General features: G+C 43.0%; 23 protein-coding genes. 3 read left to right on the forward strand and 20 right to left on the reverse strand.

Annotated elements, in window-relative coordinates:
- Positions 1–226 precede the first annotated feature (226 nt).
- The 3 genes from LPKJCM_RS01810 to LPKJCM_RS01820 all read left to right on the forward strand — a co-directional run bounded on the left by LPKJCM_RS01810 (position 227) and on the right by LPKJCM_RS01820 (position 2,370).
- A complete protein-coding gene (locus LPKJCM_RS01810; RefSeq protein ID WP_057962861.1) occupies positions 227–1,504 on the forward strand; it encodes a replication-associated recombination protein A in 1,278 nt (425 codons plus the stop codon).
- 15 nt (positions 1,505–1,519) lie between these two features.
- Positions 1,520–1,813 carry a hypothetical protein gene (locus LPKJCM_RS01815; RefSeq protein WP_057962862.1) on the forward strand — a complete coding sequence of 98 codons (294 nt, stop codon included), beginning with the start codon at positions 1,520–1,522 and terminating at the stop codon, positions 1,811–1,813.
- Between the two features lie 74 nt (positions 1,814–1,887).
- A complete protein-coding gene (locus tag LPKJCM_RS01820; RefSeq protein ID WP_013727704.1) occupies positions 1,888–2,370 on the forward strand; it encodes a universal stress protein in 483 nt (160 codons plus the stop codon).
- A gap of 150 nt (positions 2,371–2,520) precedes the next feature.
- Here LPKJCM_RS01820 and LPKJCM_RS01825 read toward each other — a convergent pair whose 3' ends face one another.
- From LPKJCM_RS01825 to LPKJCM_RS01920, 20 genes are all read right to left on the reverse strand, one after another.
- Positions 2,521–3,465, reverse strand: a complete 945-nt coding sequence (locus LPKJCM_RS01825; protein ID WP_225364081.1) for a helix-turn-helix domain-containing protein — start codon at positions 3,463–3,465, stop codon at positions 2,521–2,523.
- Between the two features lie 36 nt (positions 3,466–3,501).
- Complete coding sequence (locus LPKJCM_RS01830) at positions 3,502–4,080, reverse strand: DNA-3-methyladenine glycosylase I (protein WP_057962863.1); 579 nt, start codon at positions 4,078–4,080, stop codon at positions 3,502–3,504.
- A 33-nt stretch (positions 4,081–4,113) separates the two neighbouring features.
- Complete coding sequence (locus LPKJCM_RS01835) at positions 4,114–5,631, reverse strand: glycerophosphodiester phosphodiesterase family protein (RefSeq protein WP_057962864.1); 1,518 nt, start codon at positions 5,629–5,631, stop codon at positions 4,114–4,116.
- A 60-nt stretch (positions 5,632–5,691) separates the two neighbouring features.
- Complete coding sequence (locus LPKJCM_RS01840) at positions 5,692–6,822, reverse strand: D-alanine--D-alanine ligase family protein (RefSeq protein ID WP_057962865.1); 1,131 nt, start codon at positions 6,820–6,822, stop codon at positions 5,692–5,694.
- 124 nt (positions 6,823–6,946) lie between these two features.
- Positions 6,947–7,720 carry a hypothetical protein gene (locus LPKJCM_RS01845; RefSeq protein WP_057962866.1) on the reverse strand — a complete coding sequence of 258 codons (774 nt, stop codon included), beginning with the start codon at positions 7,718–7,720 and terminating at the stop codon, positions 6,947–6,949.
- Positions 7,707–8,588: an ATP-binding cassette domain-containing protein gene (locus tag LPKJCM_RS01850; protein ID WP_057962867.1), complete on the reverse strand. Its 882-nt coding sequence runs from the start codon at positions 8,586–8,588 to the stop codon at positions 7,707–7,709. Before LPKJCM_RS01850 ends, LPKJCM_RS01845 begins: the two co-directional genes overlap by 14 nt.
- Positions 8,585–8,953 (reverse strand): GntR family transcriptional regulator, encoded by a 369-nt coding sequence (locus tag LPKJCM_RS01855; RefSeq protein WP_057962868.1) that lies wholly within the window; start codon positions 8,951–8,953, stop codon positions 8,585–8,587. The genes LPKJCM_RS01850 and LPKJCM_RS01855 overlap by 4 nt, the downstream gene beginning before the upstream one ends.
- A gap of 31 nt (positions 8,954–8,984) precedes the next feature.
- Positions 8,985–10,811, reverse strand: a complete 1,827-nt coding sequence (locus tag LPKJCM_RS01860; RefSeq protein WP_057962869.1) for an ABC transporter permease — start codon at positions 10,809–10,811, stop codon at positions 8,985–8,987.
- A 20-nt stretch (positions 10,812–10,831) separates the two neighbouring features.
- Positions 10,832–11,584 (reverse strand): ABC transporter ATP-binding protein, encoded by a 753-nt coding sequence (locus LPKJCM_RS01865; protein WP_057962870.1) that lies wholly within the window; start codon positions 11,582–11,584, stop codon positions 10,832–10,834.
- A 133-nt stretch (positions 11,585–11,717) separates the two neighbouring features.
- Positions 11,718–12,587: an SPFH domain-containing protein gene (locus LPKJCM_RS01870; protein ID WP_057962871.1), complete on the reverse strand. Its 870-nt coding sequence runs from the start codon at positions 12,585–12,587 to the stop codon at positions 11,718–11,720.
- 80 nt (positions 12,588–12,667) lie between these two features.
- Positions 12,668–13,498 (reverse strand): MetQ/NlpA family ABC transporter substrate-binding protein, encoded by an 831-nt coding sequence (locus tag LPKJCM_RS01875; RefSeq protein ID WP_057962872.1) that lies wholly within the window; start codon positions 13,496–13,498, stop codon positions 12,668–12,670.
- A 19-nt stretch (positions 13,499–13,517) separates the two neighbouring features.
- Positions 13,518–14,213, reverse strand: a complete 696-nt coding sequence (locus LPKJCM_RS01880) for a methionine ABC transporter permease (protein ID WP_057962873.1) — start codon at positions 14,211–14,213, stop codon at positions 13,518–13,520.
- Complete coding sequence (locus tag LPKJCM_RS01885) at positions 14,206–15,240, reverse strand: methionine ABC transporter ATP-binding protein (RefSeq protein ID WP_057962874.1); 1,035 nt, start codon at positions 15,238–15,240, stop codon at positions 14,206–14,208. Before LPKJCM_RS01885 ends, LPKJCM_RS01880 begins: the two co-directional genes overlap by 8 nt.
- Before the next feature lie 345 nt (positions 15,241–15,585).
- On the reverse strand, positions 15,586–15,879 hold the full coding sequence (locus LPKJCM_RS01890) for a glycine cleavage system H family protein (protein WP_057962875.1): 294 nt from the start codon (positions 15,877–15,879) through the stop codon (positions 15,586–15,588).
- 24 nt (positions 15,880–15,903) lie between these two features.
- Entirely contained in the window at positions 15,904–17,106 is a 1,203-nt protein-coding gene (locus LPKJCM_RS01895; RefSeq protein WP_057962876.1) for an FtsW/RodA/SpoVE family cell cycle protein, read from the reverse strand.
- A gap of 30 nt (positions 17,107–17,136) precedes the next feature.
- Positions 17,137–17,361, reverse strand: coding sequence for a DUF2969 domain-containing protein (locus LPKJCM_RS01900; protein ID WP_057962877.1), 225 nt, complete (start codon positions 17,359–17,361; stop codon positions 17,137–17,139).
- Positions 17,362–17,382: 21 nt separating this feature from the next.
- Positions 17,383–17,658 (reverse strand): membrane protein insertion efficiency factor YidD, encoded by a 276-nt coding sequence (gene yidD / locus LPKJCM_RS01905; RefSeq protein WP_057962878.1) that lies wholly within the window; start codon positions 17,656–17,658, stop codon positions 17,383–17,385.
- 11 nt (positions 17,659–17,669) lie between these two features.
- On the reverse strand, positions 17,670–18,680 hold the full coding sequence (locus tag LPKJCM_RS01910; protein ID WP_013727686.1) for a rod shape-determining protein: 1,011 nt from the start codon (positions 18,678–18,680) through the stop codon (positions 17,670–17,672).
- Between the two features lie 125 nt (positions 18,681–18,805).
- Complete coding sequence (gene murA, locus LPKJCM_RS01915) at positions 18,806–20,116, reverse strand: UDP-N-acetylglucosamine 1-carboxyvinyltransferase (protein ID WP_057962879.1); 1,311 nt, start codon at positions 20,114–20,116, stop codon at positions 18,806–18,808.
- A 16-nt stretch (positions 20,117–20,132) separates the two neighbouring features.
- Positions 20,133–20,363: a DUF1146 family protein gene (locus tag LPKJCM_RS01920; RefSeq protein WP_013727684.1), complete on the reverse strand. Its 231-nt coding sequence runs from the start codon at positions 20,361–20,363 to the stop codon at positions 20,133–20,135.
- Between the last annotated feature and the right edge of the window lie 197 nt (positions 20,364–20,560).

Consider the following 20,560-nt stretch of genomic DNA (forward strand, 5'->3'; position numbering starts at 1 on the left):
TCCGGGCCGCCTAGGAAAGACAAGCAAATATTTACTTTAACTTTGGGGGTACACCTCAAAATGTCCGCTTTTTTATTCTAATGATAAATAAAAAAACTGTCATCAGTAATAGATAAAAATCTATTACCAACAACAGATATTGTAGAACCTTTTTTTGTGCCGCCACACGCATGTTATAATTAATAGAATTTGATTTTAACCATCACAATTTGAAAGGAGGATGATTATGCAGCAACCCCTTGCCTACCGAATGCGCCCAACCAAACTTGAAGAAATTGTTGGCCAACAGGATTTAGTCGGCCCAGGTAAAATTATTGACCGGATGGTGCGCGCTAAGATGCTGTCGTCAATGATTTTATATGGTCCCCCCGGAACTGGGAAGACCAGCATTGCCAGCGCAATTGCCGGTTCGACCAAGTATGCCTTCAGAGTTTTAAACGCTGCCACTGATACCAAGAAAGATTTACAGGTCGTTTCTGAAGAAGCTAAGATGAGCGGCACGGTTGTCCTATTACTTGATGAAATTCATCGACTCGACAAAACCAAGCAGGACTTTCTCTTGCCATTACTTGAAAGCGGCTCAATCATTTTGATCGGTGCCACCACTGAAAACCCATACATTAATATTAATCCGGCCATTCGATCACGAACCCAGATTTTTGAAGTCCACCCCCTCACGCCCGCCGACATAAAAAAAGCGCTCGACCGTGCACTGAATGATAAAAACAAGGGTTTGGGGGATTACCCCGCAGTGATTTCCGAAGAAGCCCTAAACTTTTTGGCAACCGCCACCAACGGTGATCTGCGTTCCTCCTTAAATGCCTTGGAACTGGCGGTCAAGTCAACTCCCAAAAATGACCAGGGGAACATTAATGTCACTCAGGAAATTGTTGAAGAGTGCCTACAGCGAAAAGCACTCAACTCTGACAAGAACGGCGACGCCCATTACGACGTGATCTCCGCTTTTCAAAAGTCAATCCGGGGATCAGATACGGATGCAGCCCTTCACTACGTGGGCAGGCTGATTGAGTCTGGGGATTTAGTTTCGATTATGCGGCGTCTTTTGGTCATTGCTTACGAAGATATCGGCCTTGCCAACCCAGGAGCCTGTCAGAGAACCGTTGCCGCAGTTGATGCTGCTCGCCAACTTGGTCTCCCGGAAGCACGAATTCCACTTGCCAATGCGATTATTGAACTTTGCTTAAGCCCAAAGTCCAATTCTGCAATGGCTGCGATCGACGAATCGCTGAGTGATATTCGAAGCGGTAACTATGGCGACGTTCCGCTTCACCTTAAGGATGCGCATTATCAGGGTGCCAAGAAACTTGGTCGCGGTGTCACTTACAAATACCCCCACGACTTTCCAAATGATTGGGTCAAACAACAGTACCTGCCGGATAAAATCAAAAATGCCCAATATTACCATCCAAAAGAAAATGGGCGGATCGAGTCCGCTTTTAAATCACAGTATACCAAGCTGAGAAAATCTGCCGGACATCAATAGAATTGGAGTGTCATGATGATCATCACTATTTTAGTAGCCATTGCAGTGTTAATCGCCCTTTATATTGGCTACTACCTACTTTCACACCTGCACAAAACAATGTTTAATATTTCGGTTCAAGACGATCCCAGACTAACGGGTGCCGCAAAAAATGGCGGGATAATGTTTATCATTCTGGCTATTTTGGGTATCTTCGCGTTAATCATCCAAAATGACATTCTTATTTTAGTCGTCCTTTTGTGGATGACTGCACATGGGCTGGTCGTTGAGTTCGCGATTCTTAACGTCATCAATCATAAACAACGGTAGTGGATTTATTCCTTTGTATTTTGCGGAAAGTAAAGTACAATTAAGTTAAACAGATAGAAATGAGGGTGGGCATAATGTTACAACAACAATATAAACAAATTTTAGTCCCAGTTGATGGTTCCTACGAGGCTGAATTAGCTTTTAAAAAGGGTGTAGCAGTTGCGATCCGTAATAATGCATCTCTTCACTTAGTCCACGTTGTTGATACACGTGCATTTCAAAATATTTCGAGTTTTGACACATCAATGGTGGAACAAGTCACTGATACTGCAAAAGAAACTTTGGATAAGTACATCGAAGATGCAAAAAAAGCGGGGCTCAACGATGTCGATTACTCAATTGAGTATGGCGCACCTAAGACTGTCATTGCCAGAGACATTCCCCAAAACCTCAACATCGATTTGATCATGATTGGTGCAACTGGTTTGAATGCCGTGGAACGGCTCTTAATTGGTTCAGTTACTGAATATGTTACTAGAACTGCGGTTTGTGATGTCCTAGTTGTTAGAACTGATTTGGACAATAAGCCAGCCGTCAACCCAAGCAAGCATGTTTAAGCCAATTGACGAATCGTCTTTGATAATCAGTAGGATTCGTCAATATTAATTAGAATCTTTAACCTACTAAAACAGGCCAAAACAAAGGCAATTAGCTTTTGTTTTGGCCTGTTTTAATGCGCAATTAAGAATCTAAAAATAAACACGATCTCATTGAATCAGAGTTGGCCGCCCTTCATTTTTGGCCGCCTCATTTTTTACCATCTCAATAATGTGAGACTGGTTATGTTTGAGAATCTTTTCAGCTAATGCCGTATTACCGCGAAGCTCGGCGACAAACATCGCCGCTATTTGTTTCATGGTTGCTTGAACAATCTGTCCCTTAGCATACAAGCATTTAGATTCCAGCTCAGTCAAAACATCGACTTTATACATTAATTCTTGTCGGGTCAATTCATGCAGAATTTCATGAATTAACGGCATCGCACGATCTTCCTTACCCAGCTCCAGATAAGCAGCAATAATATCAACGTAAAGATCAACAATTACAACCATATCGTGCTTGCCCGACTTTTTGACTTTCGAAAGAATTTGGGAACTTGAGTCAATGAACCCTTCCGCTCGCTGAGATTTGCCAAGTTTTTGGTAAGCCAACCCAATGCCTAAATTTGACCAGGCCTGATAAAACGTGAATTTGTCAGCCGAATATTGGGTGAGCTGAAGGTTAAAATGAAAAATTGCTTCGTGAATATCATCATTGATATAAAGTTCAATAAACCCACGATAGCAATGATACCTGCCCAGCATGTACCGTGTCTCCAATTTCTTGGTATCAATTTGATTAATTTGCCGATTAGCTTCAGCATATAAATGATTTCGCATATCGTCTTCAATATATGAAAAGACCTTATCACCATATCGCTGATTCTTGGCAACATCCGTAATTTTTAAATCGAGTTTTCGGCAAATCTTCACCAAAATATCCACGCTGGTACACACATTTTGATTTTCGATTGAACTGATGGTTGCTTGGGTACAAATCCCCTCAGCGAGCTGAATTTGGGACATCCCCCTATCTTTTCTTGCCTTTCTAATTAAGGCCCCCGTAATCACCATTATTATATAACGACTCCCTATAGTTAACCTGCTTAACATACAACTTGAGTATCATATTATATTTATAATTGACAATCAAGAAGATTCTTCCTCATTTTTGGCAGGTAATTCCTCATGGAAATCACAAGTGATCAGATGATCATTCACAACGCCAACCGCTTGCAAATAGCTGTACACAGTAATCAGACCCATCCGTTTTAACCCTATATTTTTGAATGTCTTCACAAACTTTTCTGTAAATTTCTTGTACTTCTCTGGATCGGGTGACGCTCTTAGTAAATGATCCAATTGAACCCCATTCACCGGTCCCCAAGTCGCTTTCGTCAGGACATTTGGATCCGGCTGAAGGAGTTTGGCGTTGGCAATTACCGCACTGATTTTGGCGTGATTGCGAATAATTCGGCGATCCTTGCAAAAAATTTCAACATCAGACTGATCACATCCAGCCAAATAGTCTAAGGAGAAGTCGTGGAATACTTCATCCATGCCTGGTTCAAATTTTAAAATTGTTGAAAATGACAATCCCGCCTGCATTATTTCAAGACACAGGGCCTTGAATAGTTGTTGTGGATCTTTTTGCACCCGCCCCCAAATCGTATCGTGATAAATTAACAATTCTGGACTCTTAGTTGCCCACTCACATCTTTTCACCATCACTGTACCTCCTACTCTAGATATACGAAAAAGTTACAAATAATTCTGCAACGAGTTCAAAAGCAGAATCCAACGGTCCTTTTGATAGTTAACTCGCAGTTCTTGAAGACGAAGCGCTTGATCGGTTACCTGACCACTCACCCCCAACAAGTCCATTCGGGTCATTGACAGTCGACTGTCGTCAGTCCATGAATAGACGGTGCGACCTGTTTTGCCGACTGATGCAATCAAAAAAGGATTGGCGGTTAAGTGTTGCAGCGTGTAAAAGTCCACTTTATAGTTGCCAATATTGCCAAAGTTAAGCATCGTTACCAGCCCAACATCCGTGTGTGGGAGTTGACGTTTAATCTGTCTCAAAAACGGATACCCAACCGAATGCACGCGATGTGGCAACACCTGCAGCTGTCTTTTAAACTGCCGGGCAAATCGGGTTCCCATCTGCGGATCACTATGATCGGTCACTTTCAATTCAATAATAAGTGGCTGCCCCAATCGGTTGGCGACTCGCAGATAATCGCCAAACATGTCAACATGGTGGAATTGGCTGATAGTAGCTAAATTCAGTTGATTAATTTCCCGCTTGCCGTGACTAGGGATCGTAACATCGTCATCATGGGCGCAAATAAATTGGTGATCTTTGGTTTCTTGAATATCCATCTCAATAAATGGAAAGTGGTAGCGGCTATTGCGTTTCAAAGCCGTAATGGTATTCCCCTGAGCGTTATGATTGATCACGCCGCGGTGAACAATGATCGTTGGTTGCCCAATTGGTCGCGCGGATAATGCTGGGTTGATCCCGGCAAGCAAGCCCGAAAAGACAATCAAACAAACACCCACACCAGCGATCAAGCCCCTACTGGTGATCCATGCATACTTAACGCCCAGCAACCAACCAATCACAACAATTTCCACAAACGGCGCGACAATGTCAATGAGGCCCTGCGACAGAAAGAACAAGCCCGAACTGGGAAAAATTTTGTTCAAAAAGCCCAATCCAACAATGAATAGACAGATACCGATCAACATGGAAAGAACTAAAATTAGCTTTTGGCCAAATTGTTTCATCGTCATCGATTTGGCAGTATTCTTGAAAGCTTGAACTGGTTGATCGCCATCAACAGCCAATATATTTCGGGCATAATTTGAAAAATAAATTCCTACTAATGCCAATCCAAAATAACCGATTATCGCACTAATCGCAATTGGATACCGATTAACCGTCAGCCAGGTAAATTGAGCCCCGGAAATCGGGACAGAGAACTTAATGAAATTTGAGAAGCCAAATAGTCCTAGTGGTACCAGCAAAACAAACAGGTAAACGCCACAACAAAGCAATGCCAATCGTGACCACGGTCGGCTCAGAATGGTCTTGTGAACGGTTTGGACGACGCCATAGTAAAATAGACTGACTAGCAGTAAGAACATCATTAGTGAGCAAAGGACGACCGTTGTAAAGCTTTGGTAAGTATTTAGGAAACGTCCTAGTAGCAAAATGAAGACAATCAATGCCCCCGTCAAATAATAATAAAGTTTGGTCTGAGTATTTCCCATCAAAAAAACTTCCCTGCATGCAAAAAAACCGGCAGCAGAATCTGCGCCAGTTTGATTGTTTTATTTGTTAATATTTTGATCCCGCGGTGGCAATGGTTTGAAGTCGTATAAGATTTTTGACTGGCGTTCAAACTCATCAATGGCCAGTTGAATCAAACGATCGATTAATTCTGAATATGAAATGCCGGATGCAGCAAACAATTGTGGATACAAACTGATGTTGGTAAATCCCGGCAGCGTATTGACCTCACTCATGTATGGCTTATCATCTTTAGAAACCAGGTAATCAATCCGAGCCATTCCTTTGAGTCCCAATGCCCGATAAGTTGTTAACCCCATCTCGGTAATCTGTTGGGCAAGTTCTTCAGAAATGTCCACCGGAACGTCAAATTGAACCTCGCTGGCATCAACAAACTTGTTGTCATAAGTATAAAAAGCATCATCGGCGGGTACACGAATCGCGCCGATCTTCGAAGCAATTGGGTGGTCATTGCCTAAAATTGAAATTTCCAATTCTTCCGGCCCTTCAATTGCTTCTTCAACCAAGACTTTGCTGTCATAACGGAAGGCATCGCGGATACCTTCAGCATATTCTTCGGCATTTTCAACTTTATGGATCCCAACTGATGACCCCTGGTTAGCCGGCTTAATGAATAAGGTCGAACCAAGTTCGTTGCTGAGAGCCTCATAACTGTACTGTTCTGCGGTCAGCGGCGTGATCACTTCATAACGGGTTGTCGGCACACCAGCCAATTTGACAATCTTCTTAGTAATGTCCTTGTCAAATGACATTGCTGAGCCTAATATTGCCGTTCCCACGTATGGTTTGTGTAAGAGCCGCAATAACCCTTGAATGGTACCATCCTCGCCCAGATTACCATGAATAATCGGGAAGAAAACGTCAATATCGGATTCCTCAGCTAAGTTAATAATCCGTGCTAGTGGATTTTTGAGGTCCAGCTTAGCAAGTTCTTGCTTGGCAACCTCGTCTTCCGGTTCTCCAGCGAAAACCCGAGAAGAAGCTTCATGATCCAGGAAATAACCATTCTTGGTCATTAAGAACAAACTCACATCATAACGGGTTTTATCCATTGCGTCATAAATGTTATGAGCAGAACGTTTTGAGACATCATGTTCTGAGGAGTTGCCGCCAAAAATGAGGCCAATGTGTTGCTTTTTGTGTTTTTCCATGAATTCTCATCCTTTTATCAATTCGTATAGTTTCCAGAAACTTAAGTATATCACGGAACCTCACAGTTGAAAACATTTACAAACGCTTCTCATCACATTATTAGTTTGAACTCATAGGTACCAATTATTCTCGTTTTAATTGTTTTTTGCTGAACAAGTAGCGGGTAATCACCAAAAGGATAACTGCCATCACCAGCATCGTCCCAATCATTGGAAAGGGATCGTAGGGGCCGGTTGGGCGATAACCAAGAATAAATTTTGCAAAATTAGCGACCCAGGTCATCTGAAAGTTTTTGTCCAAAATGACCCTTGAGGCCGTATACATTGCTGTAATGTAGCCAACAACCGGAGTGGCAATCAGGATAATTCGCTGAACAAACTTGGAAAACAACGTTAAGAAGTTCCCAATGACCATCCCGCTCAAAGCCCCAACGATCAGCAGAAGCCCACTAAATATAAAGTTAAACACGAATGCCACGATTGGGTTATGGAAGTAACCGGCATATGAGGACATAAAAATATTGGTGTCTTTGGCATGTCCCAACGGCATCAGAACCGCGTATTGATAGACCAAGTTAAACGTATTGCCAATCAGGATTAAGAACCCGTTGACAATGACTTGGGCATTGAAAAAGGTTTGCCGGGAAATCCCATTTTGAATCAAAAATTTGAAGTTCTCATAGGATAAGGTTGAAATGACAAACATATATACCCCAAATGCCGCCGTCACCCAGGAACCCTGCATCTGGTTGGTTAATGAGTAATCATTTAGTGATCCGGAAATTGCTGAAAAGAGGAATGGCAGGACTAAAAAAGCGGCAAACAAGAACAGATACATTTCCGCTAAGCCGATAATTTGTCGCCGAAACAGGAATTTAGTGACTTTATTGGTCTTCATTCTTAGCACTCCCCTCATATTGATTGGTTAGGAAAATAAACAGTTTCTGCAGGTCAAAGTTCGACAGCTGCACGGTATCCGGTAAAATGCGGTCATCAAGGTCACCGTATACGTAGTTGGCTCGGATGGTTCCCATCATGTTGTGGCCAATCACATTTAAGCCCTTCGTATATTGTTCAACATCTTTTTCGGGTCCAACCACTGAATGGGTTTTTGCCAAGACATCTTCCACTGGCTGATTCAAAATGACTCGACCCTGATCTAGGACGATCACATCGCTGATAATATTGGCAACCTCCTCGATAAGGTGAGTCGAAATGATGAACGTCCGTGGATTATCGGAATAGGATTGAATCAGTTCACTGTAGAAAAGCTCACGGTGATTGGCATCCAATCCCAAAACCGGCTCATCCAGCAAGACATATTTAACCGGCAGACACAATGCTAAAATGAGTTTAAAGATCGAGTTATACCCAGTAGATAATTTACCGAACTTCTGATTGATATCCAAACCGAATTCTTTGATCAAACGATCCGCCAACTCATGGTTAAAGCCACCATAAAGAGATTCAGAATCTTTGATAATCTGAGTTAGTTTCCAGCCGTCAGCATAGAGATTGGCTTCACTCATCAGGTACATCAAACCCAGCCTTGAGTCGTTATCGTCAACGTCTTCAGAATCAATTTTGACCTCCCCACTATCAGCAGCAATTCGGTCGGTGATAATGCTAAGCAACGTGCTTTTCCCAGCACCATTTCTCCCAAGGAGACCATAGATTTTGTTATCATCAAATGACAAATTAATATCTGAAAGAACGTGCTTTGACCCAAATGATTTTGAGATGTGGCTGACTTCCAATACACTCATCGCTGGTAACCTCTTTTCACTAAATTCAATAACTCATCTTCAGAAATATCTAAATTCTGGGCCTCACGGACTAAGTTTTCAACAAACTCGTCAAAAAAGCCACTTCGCTTTTCAGCCAAAATCCGCTGTCTTGCCCCTTGTTTGACAAACATCCCCAGACCGCGCCGTTTTTCAATCAACTTCTTAGACGCAACGATATTCATCCCTTTTAAAACGGTTGCTGGATTGATGTGGAACTCCTTTGAGATCTCCGTCGTAGAAGGAATTTGACCCCCCTCGGAAAATCCGCCGGAAGCAATTGCATCCTCAATCTGTTCGGCAACCTGACGGTAGATGGGCGCTGAACTATTAAATTCAAACTTCATATTGATCAACCCATTCTATAATTGTTTTCATCTAACGCTCCACCTTCGTCTTTGGAACCACAATTCGTGAGTATATCAAAACGGTCACAATGAAGTAAATCAGGTAAAGAACCAGAAAACCAGCTGTTGTTACCCCAAAGGTCTGATAGGCCCCGCCCATCAGCAAACCACCTTTGGCAAACATTTGAAGGCCAAAGGCGACGTCTAAGATTCCCAGGATTCCAGGTAGTGCAAACAAGACAAGGATTTGGGTAATAATGGAACGGTTCAAAACCGATCGACGAGTCCCAATCTTGTTAAGCATGTCAAAGCGAATCTTATCACTTGCAGCCCCGCTCAAAATCTTGAACATCAAGCAACTGGCAAGCATTGCGAGAAAGGCAATCCCTAAGAAGATTCCCATAAACTCAAGGCTGCCAAAAATACTCTTGAAGGATTGATACAAGGTAAATGAACCACCAACTTGTTCTCCATTTTGATAGCCATATTGCTTGGTCTGAAGGTTCGTAATCTTGGTCAATGGTGCTGCAGCTGCATCCATATCATTTGCCCGAACCATCAGTAACTGATTTGTCTTGGCATTGACCCGATTGAAGGCTTGTTGACCAACCACTTTAATTTGGTAGGCTTTAATCGTTGGCTTCTGCAATCCCCACAGTTCCTGGTAAGCCGGTGAATCGCTGTGTTTGAACTGGGATGGCTTGGCAGTGAACGTCTTTGAAGCCAGTGTTTTTCGACTGACAAATGCCGCGTACTTTAAAGGCTGCTCTTTAAGTTGATCGCGCCGGTAATACACCCGTTTTGCCTGCGGATCCACTTTTTGCTGATAAGTAACGGTGACTTTATCCTTAATCTGACCCACCAAAGAATGCATTTCATAGTTGGGATTAGTGATGGCAACGGAATAGTAGCCGTTTCCTGAAGCTAATTTAGGGACCATGCGTTGAAAGCCCGTTCCGACCGTAATCGCTCCGAGGGCCAGTGCGAACAGTAATGAGACAACGGAAAGGATCTTAGTATAATCACGAATTCTGAATTTTAGCTGCGCCAATGTGAAGCTGTTTAGCCCACTGTGGCTTATGCTGGAACGTTGAAAGGCTTGTAGTAACATCACAAAAAATGAATTAAAGACGAAGTAAGTTCCCAAAACAATCGTGACTAAGGCAATCGGGATGGCCATGACCTTTAGTTGTTGAATGTCATACATCGCGTAGTACCCGCCTGCAAGTAAAGCAACGCCCGCAATTGCTTGAGTGGCAAGTGTCAACGCTTTGGGCTGCTTCCAATCACTCTGTTGGTCTGAACGTAAAAGTTGGAGCGCAGAGGTCTTGGTAAAGGTTCTGGCGTTTAAGAAGCCGGCAATCAGGAACAAAATAGCGAACAGGACAATCGTCGCAATGACGGCTGGCATATAAAATGCTGAGAAATGCGTCAACGACATGTGAATCAGGCTTGCTAAGAAACTGCTTAATACTTGGGTAAAGCCAATGCCAATGATAATCCCAACAACTGTTGAAATTAACCCGATAGCGAGCGTTTCGATGATAATCAATTTACTGATAACCCCTGATTTTGCCCCCAGCATCATGAACAACCCATAATCGTGTTCACGCATACTCATTAAGAAGTTATTGGCATAAAAAACGTACACCAGCGTAATGATTGCCAGTAAAATGGACCCGAAAATGAAGACGATTTTGGCATTTTGACCAATCGGACTGCTGGTCGTAAATTTGTTGTTGGTTGAAATTGCCTCAAACATGTAGAAGATGGCTGTCGTAATGATCATTCCCGAAAATAGGACCAAATAATCTTTCCAACGAGCCTTGATTCCTGAAATTGAAATTTTAAATAACATGGCTAAGCTCCTTTGATTGATTACTGTTCGAACGTGCCTAATTTTTCGAGGATTTCTTGATAGAACTCATTTCGCGGTTTATCGCCAGCATTAATTTCATCACCGATTTTACCGTCTTTGATGAACAAAATTCGCTTACAGAAACTCGCAGAAAACGGATCGTGAGTGACCAGCAGAATCGAGACCCCCTGTTGATTAATGTTTGTTAAAGTGTCAAGTAATTCACGGGCGTTGGTTGAATCAAGCGCCCCGGTTGGCTCATCACCAAAAATAATTGACGGGTTTGAGACCAACGCTCTGGCCGCGGCAACGCGTTGCTTTTGACCGCCAGAAAGTTGAGTTGGATATTTACTCAGTAAATCATCAATCCCTAATTTTGAAGCTGCTGTTTTGACAGCCGTTTGAATGGTCGCCGCCTTGGCATTTTGAAGTGAAAGCGGCAGGGCAATATTTTCTTGGGCAGTTAAGGTTTCCAATAAGTTAAAGTCTTGAAAGATGAAACCCAGTTTTTTAGAACGAAAATCAGCCATTTGGTTAGACGTCAAATGAGTCACGTCTTGGCCATCAATTTCAACAGAACCACTGGTTGGTTGATCAAGGGTTGCCAAGATATTTAATAAAGTGGTTTTCCCAGAACCGGATGCGCCCATGATCCCAACAAATTCGCCTTCTTTGACAGACAAGCTGATCCCTTTCAAAGCTTCGTATGGTTTCGCGCTGTCTTTGTCATAGGTCTTGTGTAAATCTTCTGTTTGAACAATTTTAGTTGTCATCAGTGTTCCTCCGTGTATTAGTTAATTACTTATGCAACTAACTATATATGCTAAAGACAACAATGTCAACATAATACAAAAAAACGTGCAACTCCAATGGAATTGCACGTTCTAATCAGCTTAAACACTGTTATTAATCCAAATTATCCGTGTTAATCACGTTTTGCGTCCCGCGCTCAGTAATGATGGAAACTAAAACGTTATTAATCATCTTCATTCGCTGCTCGTCCGTAATCGATGATCCCAAGTCTTTTTCCAGCTGGGAGACGGCATCTTCTGAAATCGCCACCGCTCCTTGGACAATGATTTTCCGAGCGGACAAAATGGCGGTTGCTTGTTGTCGCTGCAGCATCGCATTCGCAATTTCGGTAGCATATGCCAAGTGAGTCAACCGTGTTTCAATAATCTGCAGTCCGGCAACGTCCAGACGATCCTGTAATTCTTTCTGCAACGCCACTGAGACTTCGGTGGCATTACCTCGCAACGTCAATTTGTCAGTCGTGTCGTCAAAACTATCATACGGATATTGGCTGGCAATGTGTCGAATTGCCGATTCACTCTGAATCTCAACGAACTGTTCGTAATCTTCCACGCTAAAAATTGCTTTAGCGGAATCAATGACCTTATAGACAATCACAGCGGCAATCTCCACTGGATTTCCTTTCGAATCGTTTACTTTAATAATTGAACTGTTAAAATTGCGAACTCGCAGCGAAATCGTTTGTTTATTGGTCAACGGCACAGTCATGAATAATCCCGACGTTCGAATTGTCCCAATATATTGACCAAAAAACGTCAAGACTTTTGCTTCGTTGGGCTGGATAATCGTTAATGAGCTGGCAAATAGCAAATCCAGGACGATGATGATTGACCCAAAGACGATCGAACCAATCGAGCTGTTTTCACTACCAATCCATAGCAAGTAACCGCCAGCGCCCAGCAAAACCAAAGCGACAACTAAGCCTACATAACCATTAACATGAAATACATTTTTCTCTTTCAAAAAAGCCGCCCCCTATAAACTTAGATTAGTGCACAATGACTAACTCAAGTATATAGCGGACGGCTTTCAATTGATATTAATTACTTAACATTCTTCTCTGGTAAAACGGCACCCTTGTAATGATGCAAGATCCATTTTTGGGTCTTGGTTGATTGAAGAACCTTGACCAATTTCTTGATAGCTGGTTTCTTCTGGTCACCTTTACGAGTGGCGATGATATTGACATATGGTGAATCACGTTTTTCAATCGCAATTGACTGCTTAATTGGGTTCAAGCCGGCACCAACCGCATAATTAGCGTTAATGACAACTGCATCGCCTTCACCATTTTTATAAATGGTTGGCAGCAATTTTGGTTCATAACTGTGTTTGAACTTCAAATGACGTGGGTTTGAGGCAATGTCGCTGAAGTTGGCAGAGGTGATGTCAATGCCCTTCTTCAATGTAATCAAACCTGCATCCTTAAAGATCTGAAGAATTCGGCCATAGTCAGGGACATTGCTGCTGACGATGATTGTGGCACCCTTCTTGAGGTCTTGAAGCTTCTTAACCTTTTTCGAGAAAACAGCGATTGGTTCCAGGTGAACGCCACCGGCATTGACCAATGTCCCGTGGTTTTGCTTATTCCAAAGTTTCAGGAATGGGACATGCTGGAAGTAATTGGCATCCAGTTCGCCGTTAGCCAAAGCCTTGTTAGGCATGGTGTAGTCTTGGAAAGTTGTAATCTTCAGATTAACGCCTTCCTTTTTAAGTTCTTGGGCAACGTGACGTAAAATTTGTGCATGTGGCACAGCTGAAGCCCCAATCTTCAAAGTTGTGGTCTTTTTACTGGAATTAGACGATGATGAACAGCCAACCAACAAAAAGGCAGTAAAGACAACCGCGAATAAACTCAATAATTTCTTCTTCATTATGAAACCCTCCCAAATATTATAATGTCCGTTTGTCGGTAATCTTAACGAAGATGTCTCCAACAAATTGAACGATAAACACGAATAAACAAATAATGACCGTTGCGACTAAGGTCACTGTATTATTACTTGCCTGAAACCCGTCCTGATAAGCGAGGTTTCCAAGGCCGCCCGCACCAATCGCACCTGCCATAGCGGTGTAGCCGATCAATGAAATCGTGGTAACGGTCGCTCCGGCGATCAACGCTGGTTTGCTTTCAGGCAATAACACCTTGGTAATAATTTCCCAAGTAGTTGCCCCCATTGACTCGGCAGCCTCCAAGACGCCGGAATCAACCTCACGGAAATAAGACTCGACCATCCGAGCATAAAACGGTGCCGCAGAAATAATCAGCGATGGCAGAGCAGCCCGTGGCCCAATGATGGTGCCAGCTAACTTCATCGTGATTGGCAACAACAGGATAATCAAAATGATAAATGGAATTGAACGGAAAATATTGACGAATAAACCAACCAGCCAATTTAGAATTCGATAACCAATTCCCGGCTTGTTACGAGTTTCGTATAAAATTAGCCCCAGAATAATGCCTAAGATAACAATTGCAACCATTGATAACAGGGTCATCCACACGGTTTCCCAAGTCGCTGACATCATCGAACCCCAATCGACGTTATGAAGCTGGAAGTAAGATTTAAATCCGGTTGAATTAGTCATGATGAATCACCTCCGTTCCAACCCGCATCTTTTTCAGATATTCCAAGGCATCGTTAATCTGACTGTCATCACCCACAAATTGCAGGTCAAGCGATCCCAAAGCCCCTTCTTGAGTTTGATGAATTGCGCCTGAAATGATGCTAACCGTCAAGTCTGGAAAACGTTTGACCACGTCTGAGACAATTGGCAATTCAGCTTGTGGTCCGTGAAAGATCAACCGGATGATTTGCCCATCCGGATATTTCTTGATCAGTTCATCAAGCGTCATGGTATTGTCACTTTGCTGTGGCGTAAATTCTTCGCTGACAAACTTTCGAGTAATTTCTTGTTGAGGATGACGGAAGACTTCAAACACCGACCCAGTCTCAACAACTTTACCGCTGTCCATGACCGCCACTCGCTCACAAACTTTGGCGATGGCGTGCATTTCATGGGTAATCAATAATATTGTGAGATTCATTTCTTTATTAATCTTCAGCAGTAAATCAAGGACTTCATTGGTTGTGTCAGGGTCCAAAGCACTGGTTGCTTCGTCAGAAATGAGGATTGTCGGCTCATTTGCCAACGCCCTAGCGATCCCAACCCGCTGCTTTTGGCCGCCTGACAACTCGGATGGATATGAGTGTTCACGTCCCTCCAGGCCAACGAGCTTAATTAGTTCTTCTGCGCGCTGCTTTCGTTTGGCTTTGGGAACCTTGGCAATCTCAAGCGGTAAAGCAATGTTGTCCAACACGGTTCGTGACCACAACAGATTGAAATGCTGAAAGATCATGCCAATTTTTTGGCGTTGCTTTCGCAATTGGCTGCCGTGGAGCTTGGAAACATCAGTCCCGTTAATGGCAATCTCACCGGTTGAGGGGGCTTCAAGCCCGTCCAGCATTCTCACCAGGGTACTTTTCCCGGCTCCTGAATAACCGACAATCCCAAAGATTTCACCATCATTAATCTCGATGTTGACATCATTGACCGCGGTTAGCCCACCATCCTTGGTGCTGTATTGTTTGGAGACATCTTTAAATCGAATCAATCTTTTCACCCCTTAATATACAAAAAAGCTTTTCGTCCTTTCATAAATCTTAACTGACTTATGAAAGGACGAAAAGCTTCGTGGTACCACCTTTATTCGCGATTATCTTTTAATAATCGCCTCATGAGTATCTTCATACTCAACGAAATAATGGTCGTTACCCATCATCGGCTCGCGACGCTCACCGACACATTTTTAACCAAGACCATCTTCGATAATAGTGATTGACCCTTTCACACCAGCCGGGCTCTCTTGACATCCTCTAATCATCTACTCATCTTGTAATTTTTCTATCATCAAACTATTAGTTAGTCTACCTAAAAATAGCCCAACCGTCAAGAACTTTTACTTTTGAATCTTGGCAATCCATGAAGTGGCTTTGTCGGCACCGTTTAATACGGAAGGATCATTAACCGCATTGCTGTTGACAGCAGTGACTTTTCCAGCAACCGGGCTTGGAATATCTGAAACGGCTTTGTCAGCCTCAACGTTTAATAACGTATCACTGGTTGTTAATTGAGCCCCAACCTTTGGAAGTGATACAAAAGTGATGTTGCCCAGTTCGTTCTTGCCTGCTTCAGTCAAGCCAACTGTGACTTCACCGTTATTTTCTTCAGTCCAATAGTATTTTGTATCCATCATTAATTCCACCTTTTCTGTATATTATGAGAACTCTTTGTCTTCGCCAAACATATAACTCTTATTATGATACTGCATTGACATAATTAAGCCAATCCCAATCATGTTCCCAATCAACGCCGATCCCCCGGCACTGACGAACGGCAATGGAATACCAGTCAGTGGTAAGAGACCAACACTCATGCCGACATTTTCAAAAACATGAAATAAGATCATCATAATGACGCCAGTGGAAATGTAAGCGTAAAAAACATTCCTCGTATCGAATGTAACCTTAATCATTTGATAAATCAACAGGAAATACAGCAAAATTAACACACAGCTGCCGATAAAGCCGAAATTCTCACCAATCACTGAGAAAATCATATCAGATTCTCGAACCGGCACATAGACGTGTGATTGATTAAAGCCAGTTCCAAAAATGCCACCAGAACCAATGGCTTTCATGCTTTGCCACAACTGATATCCCCGATTGGAAGTATCCGCAGACGGATTCAACCAGGTATCAACCCGGGCAAACTGATAAGCGTGAAAACCAAACTTCTCCAGCAAATGGCGCCCAGACTCGGGAATAACTAACGCCAAAACGGTTCCTGCTAATCCAAAGATGGTGATCACCGACGGCAAAATAATCCGCCAGGTGACCCCAGAAACAATAATCAACCCGCCCAGAATAGCGAAGAAAACCAACATCGTTCCAAAATCATTTTGCAGCTTTAACAAAACGGCTACCGGAATTGTCCACAGCAGCATTTTCCCAATCAGCAGGAAGTCACTTCGAACAGTTCTTAATGGGTAGTTATCGTTATGCTGAACAATGACTCGACCCATCATTAAGATATAAGCAGGTTTCATAACTTCTGAAGGTTGAAACGTCAGTCCAAATAACGAGAACCAGCTTTTGGCACCCGTATTAATGTAGTAGGTTCTGCTGTATAACACCAACACACTTGCCAAAAGCGCAATTCCCAGCCAGTAAGTAATCGGGGCAACCTTCCATAACTGTTCGGAATCAAACTGCATAATAATGACAACGGCGACAATTCCGATGACGTACCAAACCAATTGCGAAACAACCTGCCTCATGACACTGGTAGAACTTGAATCATGGGTGGCAGCAACATAAATCGATGCCAGCCCAATTAATGCCAGCATTAAGACACAGAAAATGATTCCCCAGTCAATTCGCGATTGGTCGTCTTTAGAGGTTCTGCGACTGGTATCCAAATTAGACCCTCCTTGCTTTGATTCGCCAAATTAATGGTGAAGATGAAAATCTTTGATTAATTGTGTCACACCCTCATCGAAGTTTTTGACGTGAAATTCTTCGTCGTGAGTGTTGACTGCCTGAAATTTGTCCGCACTCAATTGCTTAATTGAGCCGATTAATTTCTTGCCAATAAATAGTTCGGAGATTGACTCTCCACTTTGATCCGTTCGATCTTTAATTTCAACGTTGATACTTTTATTTGCTTTACTCATCATATTCTCCTTGTTCAAAGATCATTTCAGGTGCATGGATTTTCGGTATTCATCGCGCGCATCCTTATTCCGAAAAATGGTAAAGTGGTCCGGAACTGGGTCATAACCGCCCTTGATAAATGGGTGGCAGCGAAGGATCCGGGCAATGCCCATAATGGCGCCCTTGAACGCACCATGCTTTTTTAGAGCTGTTACCATATAACTGCTGCAGGTTGGATAATAACGGCAGGTAGGCGGAAATAAGGGCGAAATAAAGCGCTGATAACCATGAACAAGACTAATCAGAATGTTTTTCACTTTGACTCCTGTTATTTTTGGTCCTTGGCCTTCAACTTGGGGTTCTTAATGTAGTGTTCCAAAAGAATTCCAGCACCCTTGGCAACGTTGTCCAAAGGATTTTCGGAAATAATCACTGGGACTGTCAGCGCATCGGCAATCACTTGATCGATGTTTCTTAATAATGCACCACCACCGGTCAGCATAATGCCACGGTCAACGATATCCGACGCTAATTCGGGTGGAATCACTTCTAGAACTTCTTTGGCACCGCTGATGATCAGTTGAACGGTATCGTTAATTGCTTCAGCGATCTCATTGCTGTCGATCGTAACCGCTCGTGGCATTCCAGAAACGGCGTCACGTCCACGAACTTCCAACGTCTTAACATCGGAATCATCTTTTTTGGCGGTTCCAATTTCAATCTTAATCTTTTCAGCCGTATGCTCACCAATAATCAAATTATGCTTCTGCTTGATATAACTGGCGATCTCGGTATTCATCTTGTCGCCGGCAACTCGAATTGACTTGCTGGCAACAATATCGCCCAGAGAAATGATGGCGATATCACTGGTTCCGCCACCCATGTCAATCACCATGTTACCACGAGGTTGAAAAATATCCATTCCGGCACCGACTGCAGCCACTTTAGGTTCTTCTTCCAAATAAACCTGGCCGCCGCCGGCCTTTTCAGCAGCCTGCATGATTGCATTCCGCTCAATTTCAGTCACGTTGGTAGGTGCACAGATCATAATTTTTGGTTTGGACATGAATCCTTTAACATCCAGTTTATTGATGAAGTACGTCAGCATTTCTTCAGTAATATCAAAATCAGAAATAACACCATCTTTTAATGGCCGGATTGCACGAATGTTGCTTGGTGTCCGGCCAACCATCCGGTAAGCTTCAGAGCCGACTGCCAGGACTTTTCCAGTCCGAGTATCAACTGCGACAACTGATGGTTCGTTTAATACAATTCCCTTCCCAGCAACGTAAATCAGTACGTTGGCAGTTCCTAAATCAATTCCAATGTCTTTTGCCATCTGTGTAGGTTCCTCCTGAAAAACTTTAATCTCAAAAAATAATTATACCACATAAAGTTTGCGTTTCTAATAAGTCTCCAAACAATAAGGGGCTGAGATCAAGTAACGATCTCAACCCCAAAAAATTATGAGCGATTCTTGAGCGATTTATTCAAGACAATTGAATCTTCTTCAACGTTAACTCTTTTAATTTCAGCGCCTAAGTTGGCAAGTTTCTTGTGGAAATCGTGGTAACCGCGATCCAAGTACTGTAAGTTAGTAACGGTGGTGTAGCCACTGGCGGCGAGTCCGGCAATCACTAAGGAGGCAGCTGCTCGTAAATCAGTTGCAGCAACTTCGGCCCCGTTAAAATCGGTTGGCCCATCCATAACGACCGTCCGACCAGAAATGGTGTACTGGGCATTCATTCGTCGCAGTTCTTCCATGTGCATGAATCGATTCTCGAAGACCGTTTCAGTCATTGAACTGCTGCCATTAGCTGTCAACTGCAAAATTGTCATCTGAGGCTGCATGTCAGTTGGAAAGCCTGGATGAGGCATCGTCTTAACGTCAACCGGCTTGAGGTTGTCGTGGCCGATCACTTGGATGCCATCATCGCTTTCGTTAATGGTAACCCCCATCTCACGCATTTTGAGAATCAAAGGTTTATTGTGCTCTGGAATAGCGCCCTCAATCATGACGTTACCACGAGTGACTGCAGCAGCAATCATAAATGTCCCAGCTTCAATTCGATCTTGGACAACTGCATGATCAGTCCCATGAAGTTCAGGCACGCCTTCGACACGAATTTGTTCAGTTCCGGCACCAACCACTTTGGCGCCCATCTTGTTTAAAACATTGGCCAAGTCAACGATTTCAGGTTCACGAGCGGCGTTTTGAATCACCGTCTTTCCCTTGGCTAAAGTTGCGGCCATCATGATATTTTGAGTGGCACCAACACTTGGAAAATCAAGGTAGATTTCCGCTCCGGTCAAACCATCTGGCGCGTATGCTTCAACATAACCGTCATGCTGTTCAATTTGAGCACCTAAGGCTTCAAATCCTTTTAAATGCAAATCGATTGGTCGCGAACCAATTGCACACCCACCCGGTAAGGCCACTTTTGCGTGACCCAGCCGAGCCAAAAGTGGCCCCATGACAACGATTGACGCCCTCATCTTCGAAACATACTCAAAGGGAGCTTCACTTGAAATATCTTTTGACGCATCGAACGTAATCTCATTGTTCGCTTCATCGAAATCAACGCTTACATTCAAGAAACGCAATACTTTATTCATGGTATACACGTCAGACAACAATGGCACGTTTGAGATAACCGTCTTTCCTTCACCAGCTAAAATGGTTGCAGCTTGGATTGGTAAAACGGCATTCTTAGCACCATCAATATGTACTGTCCCGCGAAGTGGCTTACCACCATGTACAATAATTTTTTCCACAAGAACGCCTCCTACATCACTTAATTAGGTACATCAAATTTTGAATGTTAAATATTACAGAGAGGAAAAATGAACTGCATGCATACCCGATTGCAATTGAAACGAGCACGATCAGCAATTTCCCCGGCATTGCCCTCAATGGGATATAACGCTCGATGTGGATTTCTTGAACTGTCCAAAACGCCATAGCGATAAACAAAATATATGTAATCAATGTAATCAGCGCTTGAATGCCAATTGTATTCATTTGAGTCTTCCCCCAATTCACAGACAACTATATCATAAAGACGCTAACTTGTCTTAACTTTTCAGTTTCTTTTGTAAAAAAATAAGCATAAACAGCTATGTCATCAGGGAAATCGCATAACGATAACTGCATATCTGAAACTTGAAAGTATGAAGACAGACTGATCCCTTGGTATCACAGGGCATATTTTAATTAAT

Origin of the sequence: Lentilactobacillus parakefiri (genome assembly GCF_002157585.1) — a bacterium.
Classification (GTDB): domain Bacteria; phylum Bacillota; class Bacilli; order Lactobacillales; family Lactobacillaceae; genus Lentilactobacillus; species Lentilactobacillus parakefiri.

Excerpts from the sequence above, each read along its gene's own strand:
- LPKJCM_RS01820 (WP_013727704.1), top strand. The coding sequence starts at position 1,888 with ATGTTACAACAACAATATAAACAAATTTTAGTCCCAGTTGATGGTTCC.
- LPKJCM_RS01910 (WP_013727686.1), bottom strand. The coding sequence starts at position 18,680 with ATGGCAAAAGACATTGGAATTGATTTAGGAACTGCCAACGTACTGATT.
- LPKJCM_RS01855 (WP_057962868.1), bottom strand. The coding sequence starts at position 8,953 with ATGAAGTTTGAATTTAATAGTTCAGCGCCCATCTACCGTCAGGTTGCC.
- LPKJCM_RS01875 (WP_057962872.1), bottom strand. The coding sequence starts at position 13,498 with ATGAAGAAGAAATTATTGAGTTTATTCGCGGTTGTCTTTACTGCCTTT.
- LPKJCM_RS01825 (WP_225364081.1), bottom strand. The coding sequence starts at position 3,465 with ATGTTAAGCAGGTTAACTATAGGGAGTCGTTATATAATAATGGTGATT.
- LPKJCM_RS01890 (WP_057962875.1), bottom strand. The coding sequence starts at position 15,879 with ATGGATACAAAATACTATTGGACTGAAGAAAATAACGGTGAAGTCACA.
- LPKJCM_RS01835 (WP_057962864.1), bottom strand. The coding sequence starts at position 5,631 with ATGGGAAATACTCAGACCAAACTTTATTATTATTTGACGGGGGCATTG.
- LPKJCM_RS01860 (WP_057962869.1), bottom strand. The coding sequence starts at position 10,811 with ATGTTATTTAAAATTTCAATTTCAGGAATCAAGGCTCGTTGGAAAGAT.
- LPKJCM_RS01845 (WP_057962866.1), bottom strand. The coding sequence starts at position 7,720 with ATGAAGACCAATAAAGTCACTAAATTCCTGTTTCGGCGACAAATTATC.
- LPKJCM_RS01900 (WP_057962877.1), bottom strand. The coding sequence starts at position 17,361 with ATGAGTAAAGCAAATAAAAGTATCAACGTTGAAATTAAAGATCGAACG.
- LPKJCM_RS01840 (WP_057962865.1), bottom strand. The coding sequence starts at position 6,822 with ATGGAAAAACACAAAAAGCAACACATTGGCCTCATTTTTGGCGGCAAC.
- LPKJCM_RS01880 (WP_057962873.1), bottom strand. The coding sequence starts at position 14,213 with ATGACTAATTCAACCGGATTTAAATCTTACTTCCAGCTTCATAACGTC.
- LPKJCM_RS01830 (WP_057962863.1), bottom strand. The coding sequence starts at position 4,080 with ATGGTGAAAAGATGTGAGTGGGCAACTAAGAGTCCAGAATTGTTAATT.
- LPKJCM_RS01850 (WP_057962867.1), bottom strand. The coding sequence starts at position 8,588 with ATGAGTGTATTGGAAGTCAGCCACATCTCAAAATCATTTGGGTCAAAG.
- LPKJCM_RS01815 (WP_057962862.1), top strand. The coding sequence starts at position 1,520 with ATGATCATCACTATTTTAGTAGCCATTGCAGTGTTAATCGCCCTTTAT.
- LPKJCM_RS01810 (WP_057962861.1), top strand. The coding sequence starts at position 227 with ATGCAGCAACCCCTTGCCTACCGAATGCGCCCAACCAAACTTGAAGAA.
- LPKJCM_RS01865 (WP_057962870.1), bottom strand. The coding sequence starts at position 11,584 with ATGACAACTAAAATTGTTCAAACAGAAGATTTACACAAGACCTATGAC.
- LPKJCM_RS01920 (WP_013727684.1), bottom strand. The coding sequence starts at position 20,363 with ATGAATACAATTGGCATTCAAGCGCTGATTACATTGATTACATATATT.